The following is a 20688-nucleotide window of genomic DNA, read 5'->3' on the forward strand; positions in this document are numbered from 1 at the left end:
GTCCCGACCTCACGCCGCCACGGAGAACAGCAGGAGGTTGTGCGCCGCCGGGCCGAGCCCCATCGCGGCGACGAAGCCTAAGAGGAGGTACCCCTCCGCCGGCGTCTCCCGGACGTACGCCGCGAACAGCCAGACGACCGCGGTCGCGACGACGAGCTTCACGAGGAGGAACAGCCACCCCTCGCCCAACACCGGCACCGACGGGAGCCCGCCGAGTTCGAGCAGGATCCGCGACACCGGCGTGCGCTCGCCGAAGCCGAGCTGGGTCGTGCCGACCGCGGTCGAGACGCCGTCGAGCGCATGCCCGAACACGGCGAGGGCACCGACCCCGCCGGTGACCGCGGCCGCCGGTCGGAAGCGCGTCAGCCCGAGCCAAGCGCCCCCGGCGATCGGAACGGTGAGCGCGAGCGCCGCCGCCGACCAGCGCGCGCCGACGGGGGAGAGGCCGGTCCCGACCGCGACCGCGACGACGGGGAGCAAGAGGAGCCCGCCGGCGGCCGCGAGGGTCGCCGGCACCCGGTCCGGGCTGGCGGCGTCGACGGCGAGCCACGCCGCGCCCGCCAGCGACCCGACCGTGAGGTAGACGGTCGGCGAGCCGGCGAACGGCGAGAGCAGCGGCGGGAGCGCGTCGACGACGTAGAGGACGTGAGCGGCCGAACCGAGCGCCATCCACGGGGCGAGCGCGAGCACGCGCCGGCCGGTGACGCGCGGGCGTCGCCGGCGGAGCGCGGCGACGACCCCGGCGGTCGCGAGCAGGACGACGAGGAGGTGCGGGAGGGGCGGCAGGGTCGTGCCCGCCGGGAGGAGGCCGCCGACCATCAGACGGACAGGACCGGCTGGCTCGCGTACAGCAGGACGTACTCGGCCGCCTTCCCCAGCACCTCGCCGGGGTCGCCGGAGACCGGCTCGCGCGGGACGACGATGAAGTCCGACTCCAGCTCCTCGGCGGTGTCGAGGACGACGCTGCCGGGGTGGACGGTCTTCACCGACGTGGAGAACCCGTACGCGATGGAGTTGCTGTGAGCCACCCCGGCCGCCTCCGCGCGGCGGGCGACGGAGTCGGTGAACGCCTCGGAGTCGTCGGCCACCTCGCTCTCCTCGACCACGCCGTGGTCGATCGCGCGGACGACCTCCTCGTCTAAGACGTACAGCGCGTGGACGCTCGCCCCGTACTCGCTCGCGAGCGCGATGGCGTAATCGACCGCCTCGTGTGACTCCTCGCTGCCGTCGACGGGCACGAGGACGAGGTCGATGTCGAGATCGGTCATACGCGGGTCGTCGGCGGGGGAGGTCAAAAAGCCCGCCCCAACGCCGCGGACGGTCCCGACCGAGCCGCGGGCGTCAGTCCCGGCCGCGGAACGGATCGAGCGACGGCGTCCAGTCGTACTCGCGGTACCGGACCCGCGGAGCCGCCTGCGCGTCGATCACGCCGTACCGCCGGAGCCACTCCCTGATCCCCCTCGTCCCGCCGAAGTCGCCGCGGTACCACAGCATGACCCGCGGGACCCGCGCGGTCCCGTCCGCGACGACCGTCTCGCTCTGCAGGTGCGTCTCGGCGGCGTGGTCGAGTCGCTCGTCGACCGTCGCGGGGTCGTAGGCGAAGACGGCCGGGCAGGCGGCGGCCCCGCAGTTGACCGCGAAGTGGATCCGCGGGTCCGGCTCGGCGACGCGGTGGCGGCGGACGAACGCGGACGGGAACGGGTCCGGCAGGTAGCCTAGACCGTACTTCCACTTCGAGCGGAGGATTCCGTGTTCGATCTCGTCGAGGCTCAGGTCGGTGCCGGCGACCGAGACGACCGGCGCGCCGAAGAAGCGGCGTCGGTCCGACAGCCGCGTCGGATCGTCGAGGAGGGCGTCGCCGGTGGCGGCGTTGTAGACGTTGATCCAGAACGACAGCCGCTCCGGGGCGTCAAGGGCGTCCAGCGCGGCCGGCGGCAGCGCGTCGAGCCGTCGCCGAGCGGCGTCGGCGTCTCCATCGGTCCGAACGGCGCGGAGGAACCCCCGCGCGGCGTCGACCGGAGCGGGCTCTGCGGCCGCGTCGCTCCGGTCTCCGACGGTCGCCCGCTCGTCGGTCGCGCCGCGTTCGGCCATGGCGTGCGAACGAGGCCCACAGACCTATATGTGGCCCTGTTCCGCGCGCGGCGCGCCACACCGACTCCCAGTTTATCCGACGTGAGCGCGTAGCGGAGGGTATGAGCGACACCCTGACGTCCGCCGAGGCGGTCCCCGACTTCGAGTTACCCAACGTCGCGGCCGGTCCCGACCCGTTCTCCCTGTCGGCCGCGGCCGCGGACCCGGACACCGACGCGGTCGTCCTCCTGTTCCAGCGCGACTACCACTGCGGGAACTGCCGCGAGCAGGTCCGGGCGATCGCCGACCGGTACGACGAGTTCGCGGCCCTGAACGCGACGGTCGTCTCCGTGCTCCCCGAACCGCCGGACCGAGCGCGGTCGTGGCAGGAGTCGTACGACCTGCCGTTCGCGCTGCTCGCCGATCCCGGAGCGGACGTGAGCGACGCGTACGACCAGCCCGTGCGGTTCGGGATCCTCGGGTCGCTCCACGACCTCGTGGGGCGGATGCCGGTGGCTTTGGTCCTAGACGTCCGTTCCGGCGAGCCGGTCGTCGCGTACACGTACGAGGGCCGGATGCCCGCCGACCGGCCCGAGGTCGACGACCTGCTGGCCGAGGTCCGGGCGCTGAGCGGCGACTGACCGATGGACCGGCGCGTGCTCGTCGCCCTCTGGCGGCTCTCGCGGCCGTCACAGCTCGCGCTGATAGCCCTCGTGTACGCGTTCGGCGTCGCGATGGCGTACGGCCGCGGCCACGGCGGGGCCACGGGCGCGCTGCGGGTCGGGTTCGGGCTTGCGGCGCTGCTGCCGGTCGCGGCGAGCGTCCACTACGCGAACGAGTACGCCGACGTCGAGACCGACGCGCTGACGGACCGCACGCCGTTCTCCGGCGGGAGCGGCGCGCTGGTCGACACGGGGCTCCCGCGGGGGCTCGCGCTGCGCGCCGGAGTCGTCGCCGGCGGACTCGGGCTCGCACTCGTCGCGTTCGGCGTCGCGGGCGACCCCGTCCTGTCTCCGACGGCCGCGGCGCTCCTCGCGGGGATCCTCGTCCTCGGTTGGCAGTACTCGGTCGGGCCGCTGCGGCTCGCGTGGAACGGGCTGGGAGCGCCGACGAACGCGCTCCTCGGCGGCGTCGCGCTCCCGCTGTACGGGTTCGCGGTCGTCGCCGGCGCGGTCACGTTCCCCGCCGCGCTCGCGACGCTCCCGTTCGGCGTCGTGGTGTTCGTGAACCTCTTGGAGACGACGTGGCCCGACCGGCGGGCGGACGCCGCGGTCGGCAAACGGACGCTCGCGACGCGGTGGTCGCCCCGGAACCTCCGGGCCGCGTACGGGGTCGGGGGCGCGGTCGCCGCGGTCGCGGCCGTGGCGCTCGCCGGGCGGGTACTCCCGCCGGTCGTGACCGGGGCGACGCTGCTCCCGCTGATCGGGCTCGTTCCCGGCTACCGGCGCTTCACGCGGCGGGACGAGCCGCTGCCCGCGGTGGCGACGATGGTCGCGCTGGCGGCCGCGACGACGGTCGCGTGGGCGCTCGTCGCGGGCGGGATCGCTCCGGGCGCGTAGCGGACGCGGGAGCGTCGGCTCGCCTCGGCATCAGTACCGGGTGAGCTCCCGTTGATCGGCCTCCCGGCGCTCGCCGGGCGGGACGTTCGTCGCGACGATCTCGTCGACCGCGTCGCGGCCGTCGGCGTCGCTGTTGATCGCGCGGGTCGCGCCCTCGCGGTCGACGCGGAAGCCGGCGTCGGCGTACGCGTCGTACATCACGCCGCTGTTCGAGAGCACGACCCACACGCCCGCGTCGTCGAGCTCGCCGGCGACGTCGAGCAGGCGGCGCTGGTCCTCGCGGTCGAACCCCGACGCGCTGTACTCGTTGAAGTTCGCCGTCGCGCTCATCGGCTCGTACGGGGGATCGAAGTAGACGAGGTCGCCAGCCTCGGCGGCGTCGAGGACGTACGCGAAGTCGCCCCGCCGGACCTCGGTGTCGTCGAGCAGGTCGCTCGCGCGCCGGATCCGGTCGCGCTGGACCCAGTCGGGGTCGGCGTACCGACCGATCGGGACGTTGAACCCGCCGTCCGCGTTCTCGCGGTAGAGCCCGTTGTAACACGTCCGGTTGAGGTAGCACAGCAGCGCCGCCTCCTCCAGCGGGTCGAACTCGCCCTCGTACGGCCGCCGGTTGAACCGCGCGCGCTGCTGGTAGTAGTAGGCGTCCACCTCTCGCCCCCGCGCCGTCTCCTCGGCATACGGGAGGTCCGGGTCCGGGTCGCCCTCGGGGTCGTCGAACGACGCGAGCCGGGCGATCAGCTCGTCGGGGCGGTCCCGGACCTGCTCGTAGAAGTTCACGAGCCGCGGGTTCGCGTCGTTGACCGTGGCGCGGGGCGGTTCCAGGTCGAAGAAGACGGCTCCGCCGCCGACGAACGGCTCGTGGTACCGGCCGAAGTCGGCCGGGAAGCGGGCGTACAGCTCGTCGAGCAGCTGCCGCTTCCCGCCGGCCCACTTCAGGATCGGTTCGGCCATCGCTATCGGGTGTCGCCCGCGCCCGTTCATAAACGTCTCGGGCCGCGTCCGCGGCGGTCGGTCGCGGGCCCGATCGCGCGCCCGACCGCCCACGCCGGTCAGTCGTCGGAGGGCTCCAACTCCGGCATCGGCAGGTCGGCGACGTGGCCCGCGGCCTCCTCGAAGTTCGGACCGGGCTCGATGGTGCCGGCCTCGCGGTCCCACTCGATGTAGCCCGCCTCCTCTAGCGCCGGGAGATGCGTCTCGCGGAGTTCGGCCGCGATCTCGTCGGCCCGTCCGCGGACGCGCAGATCCGCGACCGTCTCCACGGTGCCGTCGGCGAGGCCGGCGAGCACGCGCCTGCGTTCCGGCGATCCGACGACGGTCGCTGAATCGGTAGTGGGGGTGTCGAGTGTCATCGTGTCTGTCCGTATGTACGGAAGCGGTCGGAGCGGAATAAAAGCACCGGCGAACGCGGCTCTCGCCGGCGGTCGAACACGCCCCTCGCCGGCGGCAGAGCGCGGCAACCACTCCGGCCGAGCGCGGGGTCTCAACCGGCCTCACGAGCGCGGGACGCGGCTGACACGTTCCGGTGACCGCAGTTTTTGCGGCAGACTGTGCCGGCAATTCACAGATAGTTGAGAAGTATACCAACGAGTAGCATGGTACACCTTACACCGCATGAACGACCGTTTCGGATGGTTTACGGGCATGTACCATGGTACCGTTTCTCAAAACCTATTTGGAAAGTGAAAGGTTTTAGTCGTCGGAGGGCGTATCGTGAGATATGTACCAAGGCTCCATCACCGCCTCGGAGACGCACCGACCGATCGGCTCCGAGTCGCCGCCCGCCGGGCGCTCGCCCCTAGGGACGCTCGTGTTCCTCGCGCTCGTCATCGCCCCGTTCGTCGCGTTCGCGTACCCCGTCGCGACCGTCGCGCTGCTGACCGGCACCGTCGCGCTCGCCGTCCTCTCGCGGTCCGTCCTGCGGACCCTGCGCCGGCGCAGCGGTCGCGTCCAGACGCTCACGCTCCCCGGGCTGGGGACCGTCGAGTACCGCATCACGACGAACTGATCGCTCCGGCCGCGGGCCGGCGGCCCGCTGAACCGCTTTTCGAAAAGACTCGTCCTCCCAGCGGCGACGCCGCGATCGGACGCGACGCCGTCTCTCGTTCCCTTACAGCCCGTAGGCCACGCGCTCGCCGACATCGAGCCCGTTCGCGATGGCGGCGTGGAGCCGTCCCTCGCCCGCGACCCAGTCGCCGAGCAGGAACAGTCCCGCGTCGCGCGCCGAGTCGACCGGGCCGCGATCGACGCCTTCGTCGGGGAGCGCGTAGCGCCACCCCTGATGGTCCGTCCACGCGGGATCGGCCAGCCGCTCGTCGCCGACGATGTCGGCGGCGTGCGCCGCGAGCGCGGCGACGTTCTCCGCGGGGTCGTCGTCGTAGTGCTCGGTCGACCACGCGCCGCTCGCTTGGACGACGAGCAGCGTCTCGCCGTCGGGGACGTGTCCGGCCTTACACTCCTCGCGCGAGATCCAGCCGACCGGGTGCTCCTTGTCGGTGTTGACGAGCGCGTAGTACGGCACGTCGAGCGCGAACGGATAGCGCAACACCGCGGTCCAGACGCTGCCGTACGCGACGTCGCCGACCGCCTCGACGAGCGTCTCGCGGAGCGGGTCGTCCCACTCGGCCGTCCGGAGCAGTTCCGTCGTCTGCGGGGCCGGCGGATTCAGGAGGAGGACGTCGAACGGCCCGTGCGTCTCGCCGTCCGCGTCGTCGAGTTCCCAGCGATCACCGCCGTTCGCGTCGCCGACGCGCCGGACCGTCTCGACGCGAGTCCGCCGGTGGACGGTCGCGTCGGTGCGACCGAACAGGCGCTTCGCGACTTGGGTGAGCCCCCGCCGGTAGCTCCACTTGTGTTCGTCGGCGTCGCGGCCCGGGGACACCGTCTCGTCGGCGTCGAAGGTGTACACCGGCTCCGTCACGTCGACGAGCCCCTCGTCGTCGAGCGTCTCGGTGATCAGCTCGACGACGCGGTCGTCGTCGCTCTTCAGGTAGTTCGCCCCGTAGTCGTACGTGAGGTCGTCGTGGCGGCGGGTCGCCGCGCGGCCGCAGAGCCCGCCCGACTTCTCCAGCACGGTCACGTCCGCGTCGGGCACGGTGCCGTCGATGACGAACGCCGCCGCGGCCGCCCCCGCGCCCGCGCCGACGATGCCTACGTCTGTCACACCGATCGTTGGGGCCGGGACCACTTAACCGGTCGCGTGCGGCGGCAAGGAGGTGACGCTATCCAGTGACGGCGGCCCGGGGAGCGGGGGCCGACCGGTCGCCGTCCGGCCCGACGATCGCGGTCGGTCCCTCGCCTCCAACGACGCGTTTTAATCGGTCAGTCCAGAGAGTACCGGTACGAACGCGACCGGCGCGGCGGGCGGTCCCGGCGTCACGGTCCGAGAGACACGACATGACACCGACCACCACCACGCGATCGACGGACGGGAACGATGGCTGAAGACGGGGCGGACGGCGACGCCGCGGCCGGGGAGTCGGCCGGAGAGATGGACTACGCCGCGCGCGCGGCCGAGACCCTCGGCTTCTCGCGCTGGTGGCAGATAGCCGCCGCGGCCGGGATGATGGCCGCGGTGAGCCCGTACCAGTACGTCTGGTCGTCGATCGAGCAGCCGCTCTCGCAGAGCCTCGACATCGCGCTGCCGGCGCTGGGCGCGGTGTTCTCCTTTTACGTCGTGTTCCAGTCGCTCTCGCAGTTCCCCGCGGGCAAGTGGCGCGACAGCCGCGGGCCGGGCGCGCTCACCTTCCTCGCCGCGCTCCTCGCGGGCGGCGGGTACATCGGGCTCGCGTACGCGACGAGCCTCTGGCAGCTGTACCTGCTGTACTCGCTCGGGGCGGTCGGCGTCGGTATCGTCTACACCGTCGCGGTCAACACCGCGGTCAAGTGGTTCCCGGACCGCACGGGGCTGACGACCGGCGTCGGGACGATGGCGTTCGCGGCCGGGAGCGCCCTCGTCGTCCCGTACGTGCGCGCGAACGCGACCGTGGCCGCCTACGGCGACGTGCTCCGGAACATCGGGATCGGTATCCTCGTCGTGACCCTCGTGGGCTCGTTCCTCCTGCGGGACCCGCCGACGGACTGGCTGGACCGCGCGGGCGACGGCGACGACGATGACGGGGGGCTCGCCGCCTCGATCCGCGGGCGGAACTACTCGACGCGCGAGATGCTCTCGACGTGGCAGTTCTGGCTGCTGTACGCGATGTTCATCGCGATGGCGAGCGCGGACCTCCTCGTCATCGCCAACGTGGTCCGGTTCGCGGAGAACTTCGGCCTCGCGGCGCTGATCGCGACGCTGTCGGCGACGCTCCTCCCGATCGCTGCGGGGGTCTCGCGGCTGATCCTCGGCGAGGCGACCGACCGGTTCGACCGCAAGCGCGTGATGGCCGGCTCGTTCCTCCTCGCCGGGCTGTTCCGGCTCGGCCTCGTGGCCGCCGGCGAGGCGGGCAACGGGGCCGTCTTCGTCGCGTTCGTTCTCGGCGCGATGTTCTTCTCCTCGCCGCTGTACGTCTTCTTCCCGTCGCTCCTCGCCGACTACTACGGCGCGGCCAACTCCTCGGGCAACTACGCGGTCCTGTACACCGCGAAGGTCGGCGGCGGCGTCTTCTCCGGCACCGTCGCCGGCTACCTCGTCGCGACCCTCGGGTGGACGCCGACGTTCGCCCTCGGCGGCGCGCTGGCGGTCGCCGCGGGGCTGGCGGTGTTCGTCCTCCGGCCGCCGAGCGGCTCCGGACTGCGCTCGACGGACCCGGCGGCCGCGGACTGACCGACGCCGCGGGCGTCTCTCGTTCCGGGCCGGCTACGCCCTCGCTCGCGTCGTCCGTCGGACCGCGAGCGACCAGAGCCCGACCGCGACGCCGCCGGCCGCGAGCACCGCGTTGACGCCGGCCGGTTCGAGCGAGAACGGAGTGAACGCGGGCGCGATCAGGGCGTGGAGCGCGACGCCCGCCGCGCCGGCGGCGGCGACCGACCGCGGCCGCCACACCCGCGAGTCGGGGCTCCGCGCCGCCGCGGCGAAGACCCGGTCGCCGGAAGCGACGAGGACGTGGCCGGCGGCGAAGGCGAGTCCGAGAGCCGCCGACCCGGCGAGGTCGACGGCGACGCTCGTCTCGAAGGCGCGGTACCACAGCACGTGCGCGAGCCGCGCGGCCGCGCCGAGGGCGACGGCGAGCGAGAGGTCGAAGAGGCCGGCCGCGACGCGCCGAGGGGTCACGGGAGCGTTCCGACGACCGCGAAGAACGGGTCCTCGCCCGGGCGCTCCGCGATCCGGTCCGCGACCGCGAACCCGCCGGCCGCGAGGTAGCGCTCGACGAGGTCGGCGCGCTCGTCCATCGAGGCGGCCCGCCACGCGCGGACGGCCTTCGTCGGGAACATCCGGTTCGAGAAGCTGACGACGAGCGTCCCGCCGGGCGCGAGGACCCGGGCGAACTCCGCGAAGACTGGGCCGGGGTACTGGAGGTACTGGACCGACAGCGCACAGCAGACCGCGTCGAACGCGTCGTCGGCGAAGGGGAGGGACTGCGCGTCGTTGAGGTCGCGGACGACGTACTCGTCGAGTCGGTCGTTGGCGGCCAGTTCGGCCTCGTTGAGCCCGTGCCCGACGACCCGGTCGTACTCGGTGTCCGGCAGGTGCGAGACCCAGCTGCTCATCGCGTCGAGGACCCGGTCGCCGGGGTCGGTCACCGACGCGTACAGCGCGGTCAGCCGGTCGAGGAACGCGTCGTCTGCGTGGGTGACGAACCGCGGGTCGGCGTAGAACGTCCCGTCGGGGCGGTCGTCCCGCTTGCGCCGGTCGCGGTCCGAGAGGACGGTCGTCACGATACCGGAACGAGGGGCGCGGGGAGTAAGAGGCCGTCGCCGCCGGCTGCCACCACCGGAGGCCCCACCCGGGTCCAGCCGCCGGCGACCGCGCGCCTGCCCCCACCGGACGGCTTTTTTCGGCGAGTGTTTTACCAGCTGGTAATGGACACCACCGCCGCGGCCGACCGCGACCTCTTCCCCGCGCCCCGCTCCGAGGTCTTCCGGAATCAGGGGAAGTTCCGCACCCGATTCAATTTCCCCGGACGGAACCTCCCGGACCACGACGACCACGGGTACGGCCCTCTCTCGACGGTCGTCGAGTCGTTCATGGACCCCGGGACGCTGATCGGAATGCACCAGCACCGCGACGAGGAGATCGTCTCGTGGGTGCCGGCGGGCGTGATGCGCCACGACGACCGCGAGGGGAACGAACTCGTCACGGACCCCGAACACCTCCTCGTGATGAACGCGGGCGAGGGGTTCTGGCACGCCGAGGAGACGCTCGCCGACGACCCGCCGCTGCGGATGCTCCAGATATTCGTCCGCCCGCGGGAGCTCGGCCTGGAGCCCGGGATCCAGCACGGTCCGCTCCCGACGCCCGAGCCGAACGAGTGGCGTCGCGTGTTCGCGCCGGCGGGCGCGGACCACCCGTTCACCGTGCGCAACGCGGTCGACTGCTACGACGTCCGCCTCGACGCGGACGCGAGCGCGACGCTTCCCGAGATCGAGGGACGCGACGCTTACGCGTACGTCTTCGAGGGGTCTGCCGAGGTCGGCGGGGCGACGTTGTCGGAGACGGAGAGCGTCCTGTGGACCGGCGACGGCGCGTCGCCGACCGTGACCGCGGGCGACGAGGGCGCGACGGTCGTGGCCTTCCTCGTCGACCCCGACGCGCCGGTGACGCGACAGGGGACGATCGGGCGGTGACGCGACGAGAGACGATCGAGCGGTGACGCCCGGGTCGGAAAGGCTCAACCCCCGGCCCGCCGAACGCGGCGTATGCGCACCCCGCTCGCGGTCGCCGGGCTCGTCGCGCTCGGCGTCTGCCTGATGGCGAACCCGCTGTTCCTTCCGGTGTCGATCGGCGAGCCCGACCCCGCCTACACGCACACCGTCCGGCCTGTCGGCGAGGGCGCGGTCGCCGGGATCGGCTCGCCGGCGGCCGGGGCGGCGAACGGTTCCGGCGGCGACGCCGTCGTCGCCTACGCCGACCTCGACCCGGCCGCCCGCGCGGCGTTCGACCGCGCCCGCGACGCGCCGGAGGGCGGATTCGGCGTCGAGGACCCCGACGAGCGGGTCGACTCGCTCTCGTACCCGGCGGAGCCGACGCTCGGGGACGGGCTGCTGATCGTCGAGCGCGACGGCGAGCGGTACGAGCTCTGGACCCGGACGGTCGAGCGCGAACCGGACGCCGTCGTCGTCCAGCACGTCCTCGTCCAGCCGATCGCGTTCCTCGCCGGGTTCCTCGCGGTCGTCGCCGGGGCCGCGGTCGCGCTGCGGGGGCGGCTCGGCGGCGAGTGACGAGTCGGGTTCACGGCGGCGAGCGACGGTCTCGCGTCCGGCGCGACCTCACTCCTCGGCCGTCGGCGTCGGCTGCCCGACGGGCCTCGGGGCGTCGCCGGCCTCGATCGCCCGCCGGGTCGGCTCGCCGATCTCGACGAGGTGACACAGGGGGTTGCCGGGGTAGACCACCGGGTTCTCCAAGAGCCCGATCAGGAGTCCGGTGAAGGGGGCCTCCACCGCGACCGCGTCCTCCTTGAACGGGTTGGTGATCGTGGCGATGCGGTCGCCCTCGCGGACGAGCGAGCCGCTCTCGAAGTGGGTGTCGACGATGCCGCCGGAGTCGGCGCGCAGCCACGTCTTCTCGCCCGCGCCGGCGACGATGGTGCGCCAGCCCGGCCAGCGCACCGTGTCGGTCTCCAAGAGGCCGTACTCCGCGAAGACGGAGCGGACGCCGGCGAGCGCGTCGTCGATCAGCGGGCGCTGGAACCGGTGGGCCTCGCCCATCTCGATGGTGATCGTGGGGATGCCGGCGTCGGTCGCCTCGCCGCGGAGCGTGCCGCTCGGGCCGTCGCTGTCGATGACGACCTTGGAGCCGAACGCCAGCGCGAGCCGGTGGACGCGCTCGTCGGTCATGTCGGCGCGGACGTGGAGCATGTTCGTCCGGCCGCGCGTGGAGGTGTGGAAGTCGAGCCCGAAGTCGCACGGCGCGATGAAGTTCTCGTAGATCTGGTGGGCCATCCGCTTCGAGCTCGTGGAGCCGGGCTTACCCGGGAACGACCGGTTCAGGTCGCGGTCGTAGACGGGGAGGTACCGCTGCTGGGCGATGAAGCCGGGGACGTTGAGGACGGGGAGACAGACCAGCGTGCCCGCGAGCGCAGAGAGGTCCCACTCGTGGGCGACCTCGCGGACGACCTCGATCCCGTTGAGCTCGTCGCCGTGGGCCGCGGCGGTGAGGAAGGCGGTCGGCCCGTCGCGCTCGCCGTTGACGATGGTGACCGGGATCCGGACGGGATCGCCGAGGTACGTCTCGCTGATCCCGTAGCGGATGTTCTGCGTTTCGCCGGGCGGCACCGCCCCGCCGTTGTACGTGAACGCCCGGTCGTCGCTCATGGCGGACCGGAGCACGGCGGCGGGTATATATATGACGACCCGCGGGCTCGGGGTCCGGACCCGCCGGACCGATCGGGGCGTCTTTTACGTCGGCCCGCGCAGGGACACGTATGAGTTCGGACTCGGTTCGGGTGGGCGTGTTGTCGCTACACAACAGCAAGGAGACGAAGGCGATCTGTAACGCGGTCGAGGACCTCGGCCACGAGCCCGTGTGGCTCCGCGAGGAGAACGCCGCGGTCAGCGTCGAGGACGGCGACGTGGCCGTCGAGCCCGCGGTCGACGTGATCGCGAACCGGCTGCTCCTGTCGAACACCGACCAACCCGCGGAGCTGCTCGGGCTGGCGGCGACGTTCGAGCGCATCCGGCCGATGCTGAACGAGCCGAACGCGGTGCTGGCGTCGATCCACAAGTTCGCCACGGCCGCGACGCTCGCCGACTGGAACATCCGCGTGCCCGACGCGCTGCTCGCGCTGTCGAACGACCGCCTCAACGAGGGCCGCGAGCGGTTCGGCGACGTGGGCGTGTACAAGACCGCGATCGGGACCCACGGCGGCGGCACGTGGAAGGTCGACCTCACCGAGCGCGTGAACCCGAAGGTCGGCAACCGGCAGGCGTTCCTCCAGCAGCTCATCGACCGCGACGACGAGAAGCACCGCGACCTGCGGGTGTACATCGTCGGCGACGAGATCGTCGGGTCGATGTACCGCTACGCGCCCGAGGGCGACTGGCGGACCAACGTCGCGCTCGGCGGCGCGGTGGAGGACGCCACCGACGACATGCCCAAAGAGGCCGCCGACACGGCCCTCTACGCGGCCGAGGTGATGGACCTCGACTACGCCGGCGTCGACCTCGTCGAGGGGTACGACGGCTGGTACGTCCTCGAGGTGAACCCGACGGCCGGGTTCAAGGGCCTGTTCGAGGCGACCGGCACCAGCCCGGCCCCGCACATCGCGAAGCTGGCGATCGAGACGGTCGGCGGCGAGGTCGACGACGACGCGGTCGAGCGCGTCGCCGCGACGCTCGACGACTCGCGGCCGTCCTGCGCACCGGCCCCGAAGCCGACCCCCTCCGAGCAGCCCGACATCGGCTACATCGAGGAGGTCGTCGTCACCGGCACCTCCGGCTCGACGCAGGCGCTCGCGAAGTCGGACACGGGCGCGACCCGGACGAGCATCGACACCCAGCTGGCCGCCGAGATCGGTGCCGGCCCGATCAAGAGCATGACCCGGGTCAAGTCGGGCAGCGTGAAGGGCGGGAAGGCCCGGCCGGTCGTCGACCTCGTCATCGGCATCGGCGGCAACCAGCACACCGTCACCGCGAGCGTCGAGGACCGCGGGCACATGGAGTACCCGCTGCTGCTCGGCCGCGACATCCTCACGGACTACCGGGTCGACGTGCGCCGGCGCGCCGACACCGACGAGGCCGAGCGCGACGAGGCGGGCGAGATCCTCGAAGAGGAGGAGTAAACCGGTCCGAGGCCGCCGAGCCGAGTCTCGCGGCCGTCTGACAAAAGTATAAGAGCGAGGCTGTCGAGGACACGACATATGGTGAAGAGTACGGTTCGGTTTCCCGAGCCGGTGGTCGAGGAGATCGAATCGCTCGTCGAGGAGGGGCAGTTCGAGAGCAAGTCGGAGTTCTACCGCTTCTCCGCCGACTACGTGCTCTCCCGGACGCTCGACGAGTACGACCCGCAGACGATCGACTACGACGCGATCGAAGCGGAGGTGATCCCCGACGCGGAGCGGGAGCTCGGCGGCGACGCCGACGCGGACGGCCCGCCGTTCTTCGACTCCGTCGCGTTCGTGCGGAAGCTCGCGCTCCGGGGGAACTTCAGCGACGCCGAGGACTTCATCGACCACCAGTACGTGCCGGGCGACCGCCACGCCGTCCTCTTAGAGGAACTCCTCCGGCTGTATCGCGAGGACGCGACGAGCGACGACCGACCGTCGACCGCCGAGCCCGACTCGGAACCCGAGCCGCCGACCCGCAACCGATAGCCCGGACCCCCGGACCGCCTCCGCCCGGATCGAGCGCGGTCAGGACTCGTACTCCGCCCAGACGTACCGCGTCCCGTAGCTCCGGTACGGTCGCCACGCCTCGCCGATCTCCCGCATCTCCGCGCGCGACAGCGACTCGCCGCCGTTGTAGATTTGCTCGAATCCCCTCCGGACCGCGAGGTCGCCGAGCGGGAGCACGTCCTCGCGCCCGAGCGCGAAGATGAGGTACATCCGGGCGGTCCACGGGCCGACGCCCGTGATCTCGGTGAGCCGGTCGACGACCGCCTCGTCGCTCGCCTCGGCCAGCCCCTCGCGCGTGAAGTCGCGCTCGTCGTCGCGGAACGCGGCGGCGACGTTACGCAGGTACTCGACTTTCGTGCCGCTGAGTCCGGCCTCGCGCAGGGCGGCCCGGTCGGCCGCGAGGACGCGGTCCGGGGTCGGGTCGCCGCCGAGCACGCCCACGAACCGCTCGCGAATGGCCGCCGCGGAGGCGGTCGAGAGCTGCTGGTTCACGATCGAGGTACAGAGCCGCGCGAACTCGTCGTCCGCGGGCGCGACGTCGAGGGGCCCGTGCCGGTCGATCAGCGTCGCCATCGTCGGGTCCGCGCGCAGCGTCGCCGCGATCGGGTCGGTCGCGTCCGCCGGCGACTCGGCCGCGTCGTCGACTCCGTCGTCCATGTCGGAAGCCGGGGACCGCAGGCACGAGTAGGATCCGGTCGCGTCGCCGCCGACGCCCGCCGCTACGAGCGCCGGACCGCGCCGATAAACTTACGGTGCGTTTTACGTTTGGAAGATGAAAAGGTTCAATCATGACGGTTCCGACTCTCCGGTATGCAGCTCGAAGACGTCCAGCGCGTGACGGTGCTCGGAGCCGGAAACATGGGCCACGGCATCGCGGAAGTGGCCGCGCTCGCCGGGTACGACGTGTCCCTCCGCGACATCAACGAGGAGCTCGTCGAGAAGGGGTACGACCAGATCGAGTGGTCGCTCGGCAAGCTCGCCGAGAAGGACCGGATCGGCGACGACGAGGCGGACGCCGCGCTCGACCGCGTCGACGCGTTCGTCGAGCTCGAGGACGCGCTCGACGGCGCCGACGTCGTCGTCGAGGTCGTCCCCGAGAAGATGGCCATCAAGAAGGACGTGTACGACGACGTGGTCGAGTACGCGCCCGAGGAGGCCGTCTTCGTCACCAACACCTCCAGCCTCTCCATCACCGAACTGTCGGAGGTCACCGACCGCCCCGAGCGCTTCTGCGGGATGCACTTCTTCAACCCGCCGGTGCGGATGGACCTCGTCGAGGTCATCTCCGGGGAGCACACGAGCGAGGAGACGCTCGAACTGATCGAGGGGCTCGCGGCGTCGATGGGGAAGACCCCCGTCCGGGTCCGGAAGGACAGCCCCGGGTTCATCGTCAACCGCATCCTCGTCCCGCTGATGAACGAGGCGGCGTGGATCGTCGAGTCCGGCGACGCGACGATGGAGGCGGTCGACTCCACGACGAAGTTCGACATGGGCCTGCCGATGGGCTCGTTCGAGCTCGCCGATCAGGTCGGCATCGACGTGGGCTATCACGTGTTGGAGTACATGCACGAGGTCCTCGGCGACGCCTATCGTCCCTGCCCGCTGCTCGGCGAGAAGGTCGAGGCGGAGGACCTCGGCAAGAAGACCGGCAAGGGCTTCTACGACTACGAGGACGGCGACGGCGCGCAGATCCCGAGCGACGCGCTCGACTACGACGTGCGCCGCCGCCTGCTCGCGGTGATGGCCAACGAGACGGCCGGCCTGATCGGCAACGACGTGGCCGACGCCGACGACGTCGACGAGGCGGTCAAGCTCGGGGCCGGCTTCCCCGACGGGCCGGCGAAGCTCGCGGACGAGGAGGGGCTCGACGCCCTGGTCGAGACGCTCGACGCGCTCGCCGAGGAGACCGGCGAGGCGCGCTACGAGGCGACCGACTACCTCCGCGAGGCCGCCGAGTCCGGCGGGTTCCGCGGTGACGCCGGAGACGCCGGCGACGCGGAGGGCGGCCCCGCCTTCGACGTGCTGAACGTCGACGTCGACGCCGACGCGCGAGTCGGGCACGTCGAGATCGACCGTCCGCACCGGATGAACACGATCAGCGGCGACGTGCTCGACGAGCTCGCCGACGCGATCGACCTGCTCGACGGCGACGACGAGGTGCGGGCGATCCTGCTCTCCGGGGCGGGCGACCGCGCCTTCTCCGCCGGCGCGGACGTCCAGAGCATGGCCGCGGGCGGCGCGGACCCGATCCACGCCGTCGAGCTCTCCCGACAGGGCCAGCAGACGTTCGGCAAGTTCGAGGAGTCGGACAAGCCCGTGATCGCCGCCATCGACGGCTACTGCCTCGGCGGCGGGATGGAGCTCGCGACGGCGGCGGACATGCGGATCGCCTCCGAGCGCTCCGAGCTCGGCCAGCCGGAGCTCGACCTCGGGCTGCTCCCGGGGTGGGGCGGCACGCAGCGGCTCGCGCGGGTCGTCGGCGAGGGGCGCGCGAAGGAGATCATCCTCACCGCCGACCGCTACGACGCCGAGACGATGGCCGACTACGGCTTCGTCAACGAGGTCGTGCCGGGCGACGAGCTCGACGACCGGGCGCGGGAGCTCGCCGAGCAGCTCGCCGGCGGCCCGCCGATCGCCCAGAAGTACACGAAGCGCGCGATCCACGCCGGCCGCACCGACGACGAGGCCGGCCTCGAAGTCGAGGCGATGGGCTTCGGCCACGTGATGAACACCGACGACCTCATCGAGGGCGTCACGGCGTTCATGGGCGACGGCGAGCCCGAGTTCGAGGGGAAGTAGGACGCGAGCGGATCCGCCGCGGCGGTGGGTCCGGTCACCCTGACGACCAGTTGTCTATAACTGGGAGACGCCGGAACGGCGGTGGATGTCGTCAAGACCTCGGCCCCTCGGCCGGACGAGGGTGCGTTTTATAAATAGTAGACCGACACGAACGCCGCCGAAGCCCCAGCCACGAGGCGCTGCGTGCCACTAGGGGAATCGACAGTTCGATCCGCGGTCCGGTCGCGGCGGATCGATTAAAACCGGTCGTGGCTTCCGAGGACGACGGCCGCCGTTCGGTCCGCGTTTCAGACGTAGCCTTCCTCGACGAGCAGTTCGCCGTTGAGCAGCGACGCCCCGGCCGCGCCGCGGATCGTGTTGTGCGCGAGGCAGTTGTACTTCGCGCCGGCGTCGGTCGTCTGGACGCCGCCGGCGACGATCCCCATCCCGTCCGCGTAGGTGCGGTCGAGGCGGGGCTGCGGGCGCTCGGGCTCGTCGTCGCCGAACACCTTGATGAGCTGCTCGGGCGAGCTGGGGAGGTCGCCGACGCCCTCGAACGAGCGCATCGCCTCGCGGAGGTCCGCCGGCGAGGGGTCCTCGGCGAACTCCGCGAAGACGTTCTCCAAGTGCCCGTCGAGCGTGGGGATCCGGTTACAGGAGGCGGCCACGTCCGCGCCGTGGAGGGCGACCTCCGCGCCGTCGAAGTCGCCGAGCAGCTTGCGCGACTCCGTCTCCATCTTGTCCTCCTCGCCGCCGATGTGCGGGATGGCGTTGTCGATGATCTCCATCGAGGTGACGCCGGAGTAGCCGGCCCCCGAGACCGCCTGAAGCGTCGAGACGCGGACGCTCTCGAGGCCGAACTCGTCGACCGCGGCCAGAGTGGGGACCATCGTGATCGTCGAGCAGTTGGGGTTCTTCACGAGGGCACCGTCCCAGCCCCGCTCGTCGCGCTGGACCTCGATGAGACCGAGGTGGTCCGGGTTGATCTCGGGGATCGTGAGCGGCACGTCGGCGGCCATGCGGTCGTTCGAGGAGTTCGAGGAGACGACGTACCCCTCTTCGAGGAAGGCGGGCTCGACCTCGGCCGCGACGCCCGAGGGGAGCGACGAGAAGAGGAGGTCGACGTCATCGTCGGCGATGCCGGCGGGGCTCGTCTCGGCGACCGCCATCTCGGCGACGTCGTCGGGGATGGGCGTGTCGACGCGCCACTTGGCCGCCTCGCGGTAGGTCTTTCCCGCGCTCTCCCCGCTCGCGGTGACCGCGGCGAGCTCGAAGGTCGGGTGGTCGTCGAGCAACTGGATGAACCGCTGGCCGACCGCGCCGGTCGCGCCGAGGATACCGACTCGTACTGACATTGCGCGTGGGTCCGTGGCAGGGACGTAAGTGCGTTCGGATAGGCGTCGATACCGCCGGTCGCGTCGCCGGCGGAATCGAGCCGGACGCGAGGACCGCGCGGCCCTGCCGCGGAGCAGGAGCGTTAAGCCCCTCGGGGCGATACGTACCGCCGCGCGCCATCAGTCCCCGCCCGAGTACTCCCCGATGGGAGCGATGACAGCGCGGAGAACCCAGGCGCGTCACATCGGTCGCTGACGCGACCCGCCCGTCGCCGCGCAGGCGACCGCCCGCCACGAGGGTTTCCCGGTCGACGCGGCACGCCGCCGGAGATGAGACCGGTCGTTAGTGTTGCGGGCGACATTCCGTCTTGAACAGCGACGGCGCTCCGCTACTCCGAGTCTCGCAGCACTAACGGTCCGATGGCGAGCGTGCGCTTCGCGAGGGTGAGGACCCGGAGCACGTACGCGACGAACAGCGAGAACGGGAGCAGGGTGACCGCGAACGCGCCCCCGACGACGAGCGTCACGTGGGCGACCCCGAGCGTGCTCCCGGAGAACGTGCCGGCGTCGACGACCGTGACCATCGCTCCCGCGACGACCAGCGCCGGGACCGCGGCGTAGAGGATGAGCCGCGAGAGGTCGATCAGCGCCCACTGGAAGTACAGCGTCTTCACGTGCTCGCGGGCGGGACCGAACAGCGACAGCGCCTCCCGGAGCTCGTCGAGCCGGTCGCGCTCCGCGTCGGTGAGGGCCTCGCCGTGCTCGTCGGCGATGCGCTCGATCCGGCCGAGCTTCCGGCCGTAATTGAAATCGAGGGCGGCGAACACCACGTCGAAGGAGCCGAACGCCGCTCCGTCGAGCCGGTCGCGCACGGCGTCCGCGTTGCCGACGACCCCCGCGGCGAGCGCGTCGACGTCCGCTCCGACGGCCGTCTCGTCGCCGTCGCTCCCGTCGGTGCGCCCGCGGACCGACTCCCGGAGGGCGTGTGCGCGCCCCGTCGCGGCCGCGAGGAGCGCGTCGAGGAAGGCGGCGGGGTCGGTCGGAGCGGGCTCGCCGGTGAGCGCCGCGACCGAACTCCGGACCGCGAGCGTGTCGTCCATCCGCTCCTGCTGGTCCCCGAGCGGGCCGTTCTCCTGCGTGAGTACGAGCTGCCCGATCGTGACGACGAGCGTCGCACCGGTGACGATCGCCGTGATCATCGAGGCAAACAGCGTCTCGATCGGGTCGCTCGCGCCGACCTTCTCGGCGAGCGCGGGGGAGAAGGCGGCCGCCGCGGCGACGAACCCGACGAAGACGGCGAGCGTCAGGACGCCCGCGACGACGAGGCGGTTCGCGCGTAACAGCAGCCAGAGCTTCGCTCGGTTCTCGCCGGCGCGCTCGCGCATCGTATCCGCGGTGCCCTCGCCGCCGAGGTCGTCGCGTCCGTCCGGACTCGCCGCCGGCCCCGCGGCTCCGCTCATCGCGGTCCGGCGGTCGGCGCGGGGTCGTCGCCGAGGCGGGGCGTCCCGAGACCTCGGATCGCGGCCGCACCGACTCCTGCGCTCGCTCGACGCGGACCGAGGCGCTCCGCCACGGGTTCCGGGTACATGTTGCCGGACACGACAGGGCGCGGTGGAATAAATGTATGCGGCGGGTCGACGAGTCGGGCGTCCGCCGAGGTCCTCGGACGGTTGACGGCCGGGCCGGCTCCGGGACCGCGGCGCAACCCACAACCCGCCGCTCGCCGAAGGAGGGGTATGTCGACAGACGCCGGTCTCGACGTCACGCTGGTCCGCAACGCCACGGTCCTCGCGACCGTCGACGAGACGACGTTCCTCGTCGACCCGCTGTTCGCGGCCGAGGGGGCGCTCCCGCCGATCGATGACACGCCGAACGACCGCCGGAATCCGCTCGTCCCTATGCCCGACGTCGACCTGTCGCACGACGCGGTGGTCGTCACCCACCGTCACCCGGACCACTTCGACGACGCGGCGAGAGAGCGACTCGACGCCGACGTGCCGCTGTTCTGCCAGCCCGCCGAGGCCGACGCGTTCGTCGAGGACGGGTTCACCGACGTGCGACCCGTCGAGGACGAGGCGTCGTTCGAGGGCGTCGCGCTCCACCGGACGCCCGGCCGCCACGGGCACGGGGAACTGGCCGAGCGGATGGGGCCGGTCTCCGGGTTCGTCTTCGAGGGCGACGAGACGCTGTACCTCGCCGGCGACACGGTCTGGTACGAGCCGGTCGCGGAGACGCTGGAGGAGTTCGACCCCGACGCGGTCGTCCTCAACGGCGGTGCGGCGCGGTTCAACGAGGGCGAGCCGATCACGATGGGGATAGAGGACGTCGCGGCCGTGCGCGGGGCCACCGACGCCGCCGTCGCCGCGGTCCACATGGAGGCGATCAACCACTGCCTGCTCTCGCGCGAGGAACTGCGGGCGGAGACCGAGGACGTGCTCGTGCCGGAAGACGGCGAGCACGTCGAGTGCTAGTCGCGACGCTGTTTTTCGAGAAACCCCGGCGATTTAGGTGTCACCTTAG

General features: G+C 71.9%; 23 protein-coding genes. 10 read left to right on the top strand and 13 right to left on the bottom strand.

Annotated elements, in window-relative coordinates; all coding sequences use genetic code 11:
• Positions 1–9: 9 nt before the first annotated feature.
• The 3 genes from C464_RS04030 to C464_RS04040 all read right to left on the bottom strand — a co-directional run bounded on the left by C464_RS04030 (position 10) and on the right by C464_RS04040 (position 2091).
• Complete coding sequence (locus tag C464_RS04030; RefSeq protein WP_006112271.1) at positions 10–819, bottom strand: DUF63 family protein; 810 nt, start codon at positions 817–819, stop codon at positions 10–12.
• A complete protein-coding gene (locus tag C464_RS04035) occupies positions 819–1268 on the bottom strand; it encodes a universal stress protein (RefSeq protein ID WP_006112272.1) in 450 nt (149 codons plus the stop codon). The genes C464_RS04030 and C464_RS04035 overlap by 1 nt, the downstream gene beginning before the upstream one ends.
• A gap of 73 nt (positions 1269–1341) precedes the next feature.
• A complete protein-coding gene (locus C464_RS04040; protein ID WP_006112273.1) occupies positions 1342–2091 on the bottom strand; it encodes a DUF547 domain-containing protein in 750 nt (249 codons plus the stop codon).
• A gap of 101 nt (positions 2092–2192) precedes the next feature.
• On the opposite strand from C464_RS04040, the gene C464_RS04045 reads away from it, so the two are divergent.
• Together C464_RS04045 and C464_RS04050 are read left to right on the top strand one after the other, a co-directional pair.
• Complete coding sequence (locus tag C464_RS04045) at positions 2193–2711, top strand: peroxiredoxin family protein (protein WP_006112274.1); 519 nt, start codon at positions 2193–2195, stop codon at positions 2709–2711.
• A gap of 3 nt (positions 2712–2714) precedes the next feature.
• Positions 2715–3629 carry a prenyltransferase gene (locus tag C464_RS04050; RefSeq protein WP_006112275.1) on the top strand — a complete coding sequence of 305 codons (915 nt, stop codon included), beginning with the start codon at positions 2715–2717 and terminating at the stop codon, positions 3627–3629.
• 30 nt (positions 3630–3659) lie between these two features.
• On the opposite strand, the gene C464_RS04055 is transcribed toward C464_RS04050, so the two are convergent.
• Together C464_RS04055 and C464_RS04060 are read right to left on the bottom strand one after the other, a co-directional pair.
• The gene (locus C464_RS04055; protein ID WP_049910827.1) at positions 3660–4580 is read right to left on the bottom strand and encodes a DNA adenine methylase; all 921 of its coding nucleotides are present in this window, start codon (positions 4578–4580) and stop codon (positions 3660–3662) included.
• A gap of 98 nt (positions 4581–4678) precedes the next feature.
• Positions 4679–4978, bottom strand: a complete 300-nt coding sequence (locus C464_RS04060; protein ID WP_049910828.1) for a DUF7344 domain-containing protein — start codon at positions 4976–4978, stop codon at positions 4679–4681.
• A 368-nt stretch (positions 4979–5346) separates the two neighbouring features.
• On the opposite strand from C464_RS04060, the gene C464_RS04065 reads away from it, so the two are divergent.
• The gene (locus C464_RS04065; RefSeq protein ID WP_006112278.1) at positions 5347–5634 is read left to right on the top strand and encodes a hypothetical protein; all 288 of its coding nucleotides are present in this window, start codon (positions 5347–5349) and stop codon (positions 5632–5634) included.
• Between the two features lie 102 nt (positions 5635–5736).
• Here the strand turns inward: C464_RS04065 and C464_RS04070 are convergent, their stop codons facing one another.
• Positions 5737–6789, bottom strand: a complete 1053-nt coding sequence (locus C464_RS04070) for an NAD(P)/FAD-dependent oxidoreductase (protein WP_006112279.1) — start codon at positions 6787–6789, stop codon at positions 5737–5739.
• 273 nt (positions 6790–7062) lie between these two features.
• Between C464_RS04070 and C464_RS04075 the strand changes: the two genes are divergently transcribed.
• Positions 7063–8391 carry an OFA family MFS transporter gene (locus C464_RS04075; protein ID WP_006112280.1) on the top strand — a complete coding sequence of 443 codons (1329 nt, stop codon included), beginning with the start codon at positions 7063–7065 and terminating at the stop codon, positions 8389–8391.
• A gap of 33 nt (positions 8392–8424) precedes the next feature.
• Here C464_RS04075 and C464_RS04080 read toward each other — a convergent pair whose 3' ends face one another.
• Positions 8425–8838, bottom strand: coding sequence for a hypothetical protein (locus tag C464_RS04080; protein ID WP_006112281.1), 414 nt, complete (start codon positions 8836–8838; stop codon positions 8425–8427).
• Positions 8835–9443 carry a class I SAM-dependent methyltransferase gene (locus tag C464_RS04085; RefSeq protein ID WP_006112282.1) on the bottom strand — a complete coding sequence of 203 codons (609 nt, stop codon included), beginning with the start codon at positions 9441–9443 and terminating at the stop codon, positions 8835–8837. The genes C464_RS04080 and C464_RS04085 overlap by 4 nt, the downstream gene beginning before the upstream one ends.
• 144 nt (positions 9444–9587) lie before the next feature.
• Between C464_RS04085 and C464_RS04090 the strand changes: the two genes are divergently transcribed.
• Together C464_RS04090 and C464_RS04095 are read left to right on the top strand one after the other, a co-directional pair.
• Entirely contained in the window at positions 9588–10352 is a 765-nt protein-coding gene (locus tag C464_RS04090; RefSeq protein ID WP_006112283.1) for a pirin family protein, read from the top strand.
• A 72-nt stretch (positions 10353–10424) separates the two neighbouring features.
• Positions 10425–10946 (top strand): hypothetical protein, encoded by a 522-nt coding sequence (locus tag C464_RS04095; RefSeq protein ID WP_006112284.1) that lies wholly within the window; start codon positions 10425–10427, stop codon positions 10944–10946.
• Positions 10947–10994: 48 nt separating this feature from the next.
• Here C464_RS04095 and C464_RS04100 read toward each other — a convergent pair whose 3' ends face one another.
• Positions 10995–12038, bottom strand: a complete 1044-nt coding sequence (locus C464_RS04100) for a succinylglutamate desuccinylase/aspartoacylase family protein (protein WP_006112285.1) — start codon at positions 12036–12038, stop codon at positions 10995–10997.
• 110 nt (positions 12039–12148) lie between these two features.
• Here C464_RS04100 and C464_RS04105 point away from each other — a divergent pair, with 110 nt between their 5' ends.
• Both C464_RS04105 and C464_RS04110 read left to right on the top strand, forming a co-directional pair.
• Positions 12149–13504, top strand: coding sequence for a putative ATP-dependent zinc protease (locus tag C464_RS04105; protein WP_006112286.1), 1356 nt, complete (start codon positions 12149–12151; stop codon positions 13502–13504).
• 78 nt (positions 13505–13582) lie between these two features.
• Positions 13583–14035: a ribbon-helix-helix domain-containing protein gene (locus C464_RS04110; protein WP_006112287.1), complete on the top strand. Its 453-nt coding sequence runs from the start codon at positions 13583–13585 to the stop codon at positions 14033–14035.
• Positions 14036–14074: 39 nt separating this feature from the next.
• Here the strand turns inward: C464_RS04110 and C464_RS04115 are convergent, their stop codons facing one another.
• Positions 14075–14713: a DNA-3-methyladenine glycosylase family protein gene (locus C464_RS04115; protein WP_006112288.1), complete on the bottom strand. Its 639-nt coding sequence runs from the start codon at positions 14711–14713 to the stop codon at positions 14075–14077.
• A gap of 153 nt (positions 14714–14866) precedes the next feature.
• Here C464_RS04115 and C464_RS04120 point away from each other — a divergent pair, with 153 nt between their 5' ends.
• Positions 14867–16855: a 3-hydroxyacyl-CoA dehydrogenase/enoyl-CoA hydratase family protein gene (locus C464_RS04120; protein ID WP_006112289.1), complete on the top strand. Its 1989-nt coding sequence runs from the start codon at positions 14867–14869 to the stop codon at positions 16853–16855.
• Positions 16856–17142: 287 nt separating this feature from the next.
• Here the strand turns inward: C464_RS04120 and asd are convergent, their stop codons facing one another.
• From asd to C464_RS19835, 3 genes are all read right to left on the bottom strand, one after another.
• On the bottom strand, positions 17143–18189 hold the full coding sequence (asd, locus tag C464_RS04125; protein ID WP_006112290.1) for an aspartate-semialdehyde dehydrogenase: 1047 nt from the start codon (positions 18187–18189) through the stop codon (positions 17143–17145).
• Between the two features lie 368 nt (positions 18190–18557).
• Positions 18558–19628, bottom strand: a complete 1071-nt coding sequence (locus tag C464_RS04130) for a hypothetical protein (protein WP_006112291.1) — start codon at positions 19626–19628, stop codon at positions 18558–18560.
• Entirely contained in the window at positions 19625–19756 is a 132-nt protein-coding gene (locus C464_RS19835) for a hypothetical protein (protein WP_275039716.1), read from the bottom strand. The genes C464_RS04130 and C464_RS19835 overlap by 4 nt, the downstream gene beginning before the upstream one ends.
• A 148-nt stretch (positions 19757–19904) precedes the next feature.
• Here C464_RS19835 and C464_RS04135 point away from each other — a divergent pair, with 148 nt between their 5' ends.
• Entirely contained in the window at positions 19905–20639 is a 735-nt protein-coding gene (locus C464_RS04135) for an MBL fold metallo-hydrolase (RefSeq protein WP_006112292.1), read from the top strand.
• Positions 20640–20688 lie beyond the last annotated feature (49 nt).

This window comes from Halorubrum coriense DSM 10284, assembly GCF_000337035.1.
GTDB lineage: Archaea > Halobacteriota > Halobacteria > Halobacteriales > Haloferacaceae > Halorubrum > Halorubrum coriense.